Genomic DNA, 1,683 nt, shown 5'->3' with positions numbered 1-1,683 from the left:
AGGAGGAAGCGACGGTCGATGGTCAGCCGGCAGGAGTCGGGCACGTTGGGCGACGGCAGGCCGGGCCGGAAGTCCTCGGTCTGGCCGCCATGGATCGAATTGATGTTCATGGTCGAGCGTTTAGCCCCTTCGGGCACGACGGGCATGCGCGTCATCTTGCGGTCAAGCGCAGGGAACAGCTCGTCCTCGAAAGCCCTCAGCACGGCGCCCATGTGGCGCACCGCATTGTCGCCGAGAAACGGCATCGAGCCGTGCGCGATCTCGCCCTTGGTCTCGATCTCCGCCCACCAGACGCCGCGATGCCCGAGGCAGATGCGGTCCTTGTTGAGCGGCTCGGGAATGATGACGTGGTCGACCCTGGGTTTTGAGAAATAGCCGAGTCTGGCCAGATGGGCGACGCCGCCGAAGCCGCCGGACTCCTCGTCGACGGTGCCGGATATTTCGATGGCGCCGGGAAAGTCGGGGAAGACTTCCAGGAAGGCTTCGGCTGCGATGATCGAGGCGGCCAGTCCGCCCTTCATGTCGCAGGCCCCGCGACCATAGACCTTGCCGTCTTTGACGATGCCGGCGAAAGGATCGACGGTCCAGCCGTCGCCGGCTTCGACCACGTCGATATGCGAGTTGAAGTGGACGCAGGCGCCTGACGATCTTCCGTCGAAACGGGCAACGACATTGACGCGCGGGTAGCGGTCGGTGTCGCCGGGCGTGCCTTCGGCGCGGATGAATTCGGTCTCGAAACCACTCTTCTTCAGCCGCGCGCCGAGATATTCGGCGCATGGCCGATAGGCCTCGCCGGGTGGATTGATGGTCGGAAAACGGATCAGCTCAGTGGTCAGCGCGACGACATCGTCGCGCCTGTCATCGATTGCCCGGAGGAGTCGCTCGTTCATGCCCAGAGTTGAGCAGCGATCTCGGCAGTTTTGCAAGCCCGTTGGTGATCGAGCCTGTGCGGCGTGTCGTTGCGGCAACTATTGCGGGAAATCGTTCAAATTCGCTGCTTTGGATTGGCGAATTGGTCAAGGTGTGTGTGTTAGCCCGTTCATCTGCCATTAAAAAGATGAGAGACAATTTGAGGGCAGGCAGGTTAGGGGCAATCAAAGGGGTTTGATCGCATGAAAAAGACAGTTCTCATGGCAGCCGTGTTTGTTGCGATGCTGTTCGGTGCTTCGGGGCAGGGCTGGGCAGCCAGCCTCGTTGCAAATATTGACGTGTCTTCGCAGACGATGACCGTCAGATATGGCGCGTCGGTTTACCGGTGGAGCGTCTCCACCGCGCGCAAAGGTTACATTACGCCGCGCGGCAGCTATCGGCCGCAACGGACGGCGCGGATGTGGTATTCGCGCAAATACGACATGTCGCCAATGCCTCATTCGGTGTTCTTCCGCGGCGGCTATGCCATTCACGGCACCGGCGCGGTGAGGCAGCTCGGGCGCCCGGCATCGCATGGCTGTGTGCGCTTGCACCCGACCAATGCCGCCGCCTTCTATGCGATGGTTCGGCAAGCCGGTTTCGGCAATACGCGCATTGTCGTCACCAACTGAAGAGATTCAGGTTCGCTGTTGTCGGCTGGCGCAGGGCTAACACCCTCGCCAGCAGTTCCGTTTAAGCGTTCGGGACCGCTTTTGCCTGCGAGGGCCGCTTTCGACGCCCGCCGCTGATCTCCCACCTTTTGTGGAACCACAT

At 61.5% G+C, this 1,683-nt stretch carries 2 protein-coding genes; one reads left to right on the top strand and one right to left on the bottom strand.

Annotated features, from left to right (window positions below):
• Window positions 1-890 (bottom strand): acetylornithine deacetylase/succinyl-diaminopimelate desuccinylase family protein (locus EOC06_RS28795; protein WP_245470156.1); only part of this gene is annotated, 890 nt, incomplete at its 3' end.
• A gap of 222 nt (window positions 891-1,112) precedes the next feature.
• On the opposite strand from EOC06_RS28795, the gene EOC06_RS28790 reads away from it, so the two are divergent.
• Window positions 1,113-1,541, top strand: a complete 429-nt coding sequence (locus tag EOC06_RS28790) for a L,D-transpeptidase (protein WP_023812266.1) — start codon at window positions 1,113-1,115, stop codon at window positions 1,539-1,541.
• Window positions 1,542-1,683: the final 142 nt, after the last annotated feature.

The organism is Mesorhizobium sp. M7A.F.Ca.MR.362.00.0.0, from assembly GCF_004023175.1.
In the GTDB taxonomy this organism is placed as follows: domain Bacteria; phylum Pseudomonadota; class Alphaproteobacteria; order Rhizobiales; family Rhizobiaceae; genus Mesorhizobium.
The sequence above is the reverse complement of the archived record's forward strand: the minus strand, read 5'-3'. Positions and strand labels throughout refer to the sequence as shown.

What these genes read in the sequence shown, in the direction of transcription:
- EOC06_RS28790 (WP_023812266.1), top strand. Translation starts at nt 1,113, where the DNA reads ATGAAAAAGACAGTTCTCATGGCAGCCGTGTTTGTTGCGATGCTGTTC.